Below are 6,393 nucleotides of genomic sequence, written 5' to 3' on the forward strand. Positions count from 1 at the left end.
CTCGCTGGCCGATTTTACTTGCCATGATCGTTGCCGAGATCATGGACCTTGCCGCCTCAACCATCGTCAATGTCGGTGGACCTGCATTGATCAGTTCGCTTGGCGCCAGCCCGGCCCAGATGCAATGGGTCATTGGCGCTTATGCGCTCGCCCTGGGCGCCGGACTGGTGCTCGGCGGGCGCCTCGGCGACCGCTTCGGCCGGCGCAACATGTTTCTCACCGGCCTGGCCGCGTTTACCGTCGCCTCGCTCTTTTGCGCCGTGGCGCCGACCATCGCCATGCTGATCGCCTTTCGCCTGCTCCAGGGACTGGCCGGCGCCATGCTGTTGCCGCAAGGCCTGGGCTTGCTGCGTGAAAACTACAGCGGTCCGGATCTGGCCAAGGTGTTCGGCATCTTCGGTCCCATCCTGGGCCTGGCGGGCATACTCGGCCCCGTGCTTGGCGGGATGCTGCTTGAACTGAACCTGTTCGGCCTGGGCTGGCGAGCCGTGTTCCTGATTAATATTCCGGTAGGCATTGCCTGCTTCCTCGTGGCATGGCGTTACTTGCCGCATCGTCCGGGTGACCGCTCGGTCAACATCGACGTCGCCGGCGCCACCCTGCTGGTGCTGTCCTCGGTGCTGCTGGTCTTGCCGCTGGGCGAGGCTGGCGCCTGGCCGGGCTGGGGCTGGCCTTGCATCGTGCTGGCCGCGCTGGGCTTCGGCCTGTTTGGCCTGCGGCAGTCGTCGGTGGTGCGCGCCGGGCAGGCGCCGCTGATCATGACGTCGATTTTCCAGCGGCCTGCGTACACGGCCGGGCTGGCCGGCATTGCCCTGTTCTTTTGTTCGCTCGTCGGCATGCAGCTGGTGCTGACGCTGTTTCTGCAGATCGGACATGGATTGACGGCGGGCGAAGCAAGTATTGCCAATCTGCCATTCGCTATCGGCACGGCATGCGGCGCCACCTTGAGCGGCGCCGTCCTGGCGGCGCGTTTCGGACGCAGGGTGCTGCAACTGGGCGCCGGCGTCCAGCTTGCCGGCGTGGCGCTGCTGCAATATGAACTGGGCAATACGGCGGCCTTTTCCGCATGGCATGTAGTGCCAGGCATGCTGGTCTGCGGTATCGGCGCCGGCCTGGTGATTGCCGCCCTCTTCAGCATCATCCTTGCGTCCCTGGATGACAGGCAGATAGGCTCGGGTTCCCGCGTTCTGTCTGCCGTGCAATCGATTGCCGCCTCGATCGGCGTGGCCGTGTTCAGCGGCGCATTCTTTGCCGCGCATCCCGCCGTGACGCCAGGCCGGGCTTTGAGCGCCGCGCTGGCGATCCAGGCCGTCATACTTGTCGCCTTTATGGGCGTGACCTTATTTTTTCCCACTGCCGCAAAATCAGAACTCGAGGTAAACCATGCATGACCAGCAAGCAACAATTGAATCATTCGCCCCCGAAGACCCGCGCGGCATGCACATCGCCGGCGATGTCATCGGCCGCCAGCTGCAGGACATCGCGATCCTGACGCGCGAAGCGGCGCAGCGCCTGAGCACCGCGCTCGGCATTAACCAGACCGATATGGCGTTGATGGAGCAGCTGATCAGCAACGGTCCCCTCGCTCCGAATGAACTGGCCGCGCGCCTTGCCGTCACGACGGCCGGCGTCACGCTCGTCATCGACCGCCTGGAGCGTGCCGGCCACGTGACGCGCGAACGCCAGCAGGACGACAAGCGCCGCGTGCTCGTGCATCCGGTGCAGGCATCGGTGGCGCAGACGTACCGGCATATCGCGCCGATGCTCGATGGACTGGACGCGGTGCTGAGCGCCTTGTCCGCGGACGAGCGCACGACGATAGAGCATTTTCTCCAGCAAGTGATTACGGTTTACCAGACCACGTTGCCAACGGCAGCAGAAAAGAAGAATAAATGAAGAACAAGCGAAAAATCCTGATAACGGGTGCAAGTGTCGCCGGCCCCACGCTGGCTTTCTGGCTGGCGCACCAGGGCATGGAGGTGACGGTCGTCGAACGCGCGCCCGAGTTTCGCGATGGCGGGCAAACGATCGACGTGCGCGGCGCCGGCAAGGTGGTAGCGCAGCGGATGGGACTCGAGAGCGCCATCCGCGCCAAAAGCACGCATGAGGATGGGATCCGGTTTGTCGATGAGCATGATCGCACCAGGGCGGAAATCGGCATCGGGGCGTTCGAGGGCAACGGGCCGGTGGCCGAGCTTGAAATCCTGCGCGGGGAACTGGCCAAGCTGCTGATCGAGCATGGCCGTCAGCAGGTGAACTACCGCTTTGGCGACAGTATCGCTGCGCTCGAGGAGCTGCCCGACGGCGTCGAGGTGCGCTTCGAACACGGCGGCGAAGAGCGGTTCGACCTCGTCATCGCTGCCGAAGGCGTGGGCTCGCATACGCGCAAGCTCGTGTTCGGAGACGAAGTCAGACGCCGGTCGTTCGACCTCTACACGGCCTACTTCACCATCGCGCGCGCGCCCGGCGACGAGCGCCAGATGCGATGGTTCAATGCGCCTGGCGGCTTGAGCGTATGCTTGCGTCCGGACAATCTGGGGACCACCCGCGCCCTGCTCTCGTTCCAGGAACCGCCCAGCGCCTACGAAAAGCTGTCGCTTGCCGAGCAAAAGACACTGCTGAAGCAAAAATTTGCCGGGCTGAGCTGGGAAACGCCGCGCATACTTGCCGCCCTGGACGCGACTCCCGACCTGTATCTCGACCAGATTTCCCAGGTAAAAATGGCGCGCTGGTCCAAGGGCAGGATCGCGCTCGTCGGCGATGCCGCCTATTGCGCCTCGCCCATCAGCGGCATGGGGACCAGCCTGAGCCTGTGCGGCGCTTACATCCTGGCAGGGGAACTGGGACGCCACGCCGATCACGTGCAGGCGTTTGCCGCGTATGAAGCGATCATGCGCCCCTATGTCGATCAGGCGCAGAGCGTGCCCACCTTCGCGCCCCGGCTTGCCTCGCCCCACTCCCGCGCCGGGATCGCCTTTGGCCATGCGATGTTGCGCATGAGCAATGTTCCAATTGTGAAGTCAATTCTGGCCAGGTTTTTGACTCCCAAGGCAGATGCCCTGGCGCTTCCCGATTATGCGCACATGGCCTGATGCGGGCACACCTTGACCGGCAGTCGGTCAAGGTGTGCGGCGCCTTCCGCCTGCCGCAGCGCGTAATTGCCATACAGTAATTTGCGTCGGCATGCACTAGGCAAGATTACCTAGTCGACCGAAAGAAACTCCCAATTTTCGCCATGGTGGCGCATGCGTATGCTGGGCCCGAATAATAGAGGGTCACCATGAACGCCAATGCCACTTCCACCTTGTATCCCGGTTCGCCGCACCGTTTTTCCTTTTCATCCGCACTGATGCAGGCGCTGCTGCTCCTGGCGAGCATCCTGCTGTGCGCCACTTCCGCCACAGCCGCCGCGCCGCCAGCCGCGGCGGCGCAAGCGGCGCCGTCCGCCGAACTCGTCAAGCGCGGCGAATATGTCGCGCGCCTGGGCGATTGCGTGGCCTGCCACACCAGCCCGAACGGCGCCGCCATGGCCGGCGGTCTGGAGCTGAAAACGCCTTTCGGCACCATTTACAGCACCAATATCACGCCCGACGCCAGGATGGGGCTGGGCGGCTACTCGTTCGCGCAGTTCGACCGCGCCATGCGCAAGGGCGTGGCGGCGGATGGCCACAATCTGTATCCGGCCATGCCCTACCCGTCCTATGCGAAGATCTCGCCCGACGACATGCAGGCCCTGTACGCGTATCTGCAGCGCGGCGTGGCGCCCGTGGCGCAGCAAAACCGCGAAACGGACATGAAGTGGCCGTTCAGCATGCGCTGGGGCTTGTCCTTGTGGAACGCCGTCTTCCTCGACGACGCGCAGTTCAAGCCCGACAGCGCCAAGTCGGCCGTGTGGAACCGGGGCAGCTATATCGCCCAGGGCCTCGGCCATTGCGGATCGTGCCACACGCCGCGCGGCGTGGCCTTCCAGGAAAAGGCCCTGGGCCAGGATGGCAGCGGCGGCAAGCATTACCTGTCCGGCTTCACCTTCGACGGCTGGCATGCCGTGAACTTGCGCAACTTATGGACGCCGGAGGAAATCGTGCGCCTGCTGAAAACGGGCCGCAACAGTTTCGGCACGGCGGCCGGCAGCATGACGGAAGTCATCACGCACAGCACGCAGTATTTCACCGATGGCGACCTCGATGCGCTGGCGCACTACCTGCATGACTTGCCGGCCAAACCGGGCGCGCCAGTAACGCAAAAGGCGCCGGCTCCTTTCGTGGCGGCCAGCGACGACGCCCTGTACAACACGCGCGGCGGCCTCGGCTACCTGCAGTTTTGCGCCACCTGCCACCGGCGCGATGGCCGCGGCGTCGAGAATATTTTCCCGCCGCTGGCGCAGAACGACTCAGTGCAGTCGAAGGATGCCACCTCCGTCATCCACATCGCATTGACCGGCTGGCAGTCGGCCGTCACGCAGCAATCGCCGCGTTCGTTCGGCATGCCTTCGTATGACCGCCTGTCGGATGCGGAACTGGCGGAAATCCTCACCTTTGTGCGCGGCAAGTGGGGCAACCACGGCGCGCCCGTCACGACGGCGCAGATCGCCAAGGTGCGCAAGGAACTCAAGCTCAAGGCGCCGGATCCGGGCGGCTTCGTCACGCCCCGCTTCGCCGCCCTGGCGGCCGATCCGAATGCCAGCCAGTTGATCTACGGCATGCAGCTGATGACGGAAACGCGCGCGCGCCTGCCGCGCAACGTGGGCAACGACCTCAATTGCAGCAGTTGCCACCTGAATGGCGGCACCGTGGCCAACGGTTCGCCCTTCCTCGGCATTTCCGCCTTCTTTCCCTCGGAAGCGCCGCGCGCGGGCAAGGTCATCAGCCTGGGCGAGCGCATCAACGGCTGCTTCCGCCGCTCGATGCACGGCAAGCCGCTGGCTGTCGACGGCCCCGAGCTGCAGGCCATGGTCGCCTATATCGACTGGATGAAGGGAGCCACGCAAGCGAACGACAAGGTGCCGGGACGCGGCGTGGCGAAGATCGACCGCAACCTCATGCCCGATCCCGTGCATGGTAAAAAAGTATATGCCGAGCAATGTGCCGTGTGCCACGGCGCGAATGGCGAAGGCATCCAGGGCGCCAATGGCGTGCCGGCCTTTCCACCGCTGTGGGGCGAGCGTTCGTTCAATATCGGCGCCGGCATGGCCCGCACCTACACGGCGGCCGGCTTCGTGAAAGCGAACATGGTGATGGGCCATGGCCAGAAGTTTCCGCTGGGGCAAGGCAACCTGTCCGACCAGGACGCCGTCGACGTGGCCGAGTATTTCACCCACATGCCGCGTCCGGACTTTCCGGACAAGGTGAAGGACTGGCCGAAAGGCGGCAAGCCCAGGGATGCGCGCTATTGACGTCCGGATCCGCTATGCTCATGCCATGACCATCCTGGGAGCATTGCATGAGCGACAACATCCATCACGCGGCCGCCGACGGCTACGCCACGGCGGCCGCCAGCTACGTCAAGGGCCGGCCCGACTATCCACCGGAAGTGTCGGCCTGGCTGAAGGACGCGCTGGGCCTGCGGCCGGGCGTCACGGTGCTGGACCTGGGCGCCGGCACGGGCAAGTTCACGCCGCGGCTGCTTGATACGGGTGCCACGGTGATTGCCGTCGAGCCCGTACCCGCCATGCTGGCAAAATTATCCGCCGCCCTACCGCAAGTCACGGCCCTGGCGGGCGCGGCAACGGCCATTCCCCTGCCCGACGCGTCCGTCGACGCCGTCGTCTGCGCGCAGGCATTCCACTGGTTTGCCACGCCGGCAGCGCTCGACGAGATCCTGCGCGTGCTCAAGCCCGGAGGCAGGCTGGGCCTGGTGTGGAACCTGCGCGACGCCAGCGTGCCCTGGGTGGCGCGGCTGGACGCCATCGTCAACCGGGCCGAAGGCGATACGCCCCGCTATTACACGGGCGCCTGGCGCCAGGCGTTTCCCCATGCGGGATTGAGTCCCTTGCAGGAAACGCATTTTTCCCACGGGCATACAGGGGCGGCGGAAGACGTGCTGCTCAACAGGGTGCGCTCGACCAGCTTCATCGCCGCCCTGCCGCCGCAGGAACGCCAGCGCATCGACGACGACATCGGCCAGCTGATCGCTGCCGAACCGGCCTTGCGCGGCCAGGACGTCGTCACCGTACCCTACCGGACGGCCGCCTTCGTGGCGCGCAAGCTAGACTGAAGCATGGCCGGCCGGCGTTCAAGCCTGGCCTGGCCTGAGCATGTTTTCCACGATGCGCAGCACGGTTTCACGGGGCAGCAAGCGCGGCAGCCAGGCCAGCAGGCGGTTTTGCCGGCCCGCCACATGGCTGCTGCGGCCCTGGTCGAGTGCGCGCAAGGCTGCGTCGACGACGGCCTGCGG

The 6,393-nt window shown here is 65.2% G+C and carries 5 protein-coding genes; all 5 read left to right on the top strand.

Going from position 1 to position 6,393, the window contains the following annotated elements:
- The first annotated feature begins 41 nt into the window (after nucleotides 1-41).
- The 5 genes from AC1RDJ_RS07480 to AC1RDJ_RS07500 all read left to right on the top strand — a co-directional run bounded on the left by AC1RDJ_RS07480 (nucleotide 42) and on the right by AC1RDJ_RS07500 (nucleotide 6,213).
- Nucleotides 42-1,391, top strand: coding sequence for an MFS transporter (locus AC1RDJ_RS07480; RefSeq protein WP_493027103.1), 1,350 nt, complete (start codon nucleotides 42-44; stop codon nucleotides 1,389-1,391).
- Entirely contained in the window at nucleotides 1,384-1,896 is a 513-nt protein-coding gene (locus AC1RDJ_RS07485) for a MarR family winged helix-turn-helix transcriptional regulator (RefSeq protein WP_493027104.1), read from the top strand. The genes AC1RDJ_RS07480 and AC1RDJ_RS07485 overlap by 8 nt, the downstream gene beginning before the upstream one ends.
- Nucleotides 1,893-3,092, top strand: a complete 1,200-nt coding sequence (locus AC1RDJ_RS07490) for an FAD-dependent monooxygenase (protein ID WP_493027105.1) — start codon at nucleotides 1,893-1,895, stop codon at nucleotides 3,090-3,092. Before AC1RDJ_RS07485 ends, AC1RDJ_RS07490 begins: the two co-directional genes overlap by 4 nt.
- A gap of 188 nt (nucleotides 3,093-3,280) precedes the next feature.
- Entirely contained in the window at nucleotides 3,281-5,392 is a 2,112-nt protein-coding gene (locus AC1RDJ_RS07495) for a c-type cytochrome (RefSeq protein ID WP_493027106.1), read from the top strand.
- 47 nt (nucleotides 5,393-5,439) lie between these two features.
- Nucleotides 5,440-6,213, top strand: a complete 774-nt coding sequence (locus AC1RDJ_RS07500; protein ID WP_493027107.1) for a class I SAM-dependent methyltransferase — start codon at nucleotides 5,440-5,442, stop codon at nucleotides 6,211-6,213.
- The last annotated feature ends 180 nt before the right edge of the window (nucleotides 6,214-6,393 follow it).

It is taken from the genome of Janthinobacterium sp. GW822-FHT07H10 (genome assembly GCF_058798675.1).

Coding starts and splice junctions, on each gene's coding strand:
- AC1RDJ_RS07490 (WP_493027105.1), top strand. CDS start 1,893: ATGAAGAACAAGCGAAAAATCCTGATAACGGGTGCAAGTGTCGCCGGC.
- AC1RDJ_RS07500 (WP_493027107.1), top strand. CDS start 5,440: ATGAGCGACAACATCCATCACGCGGCCGCCGACGGCTACGCCACGGCG.
- AC1RDJ_RS07495 (WP_493027106.1), top strand. CDS start 3,281: ATGAACGCCAATGCCACTTCCACCTTGTATCCCGGTTCGCCGCACCGT.
- AC1RDJ_RS07480 (WP_493027103.1), top strand. CDS start 42: ATGGACCTTGCCGCCTCAACCATCGTCAATGTCGGTGGACCTGCATTG.
- AC1RDJ_RS07485 (WP_493027104.1), top strand. CDS start 1,384: ATGCATGACCAGCAAGCAACAATTGAATCATTCGCCCCCGAAGACCCG.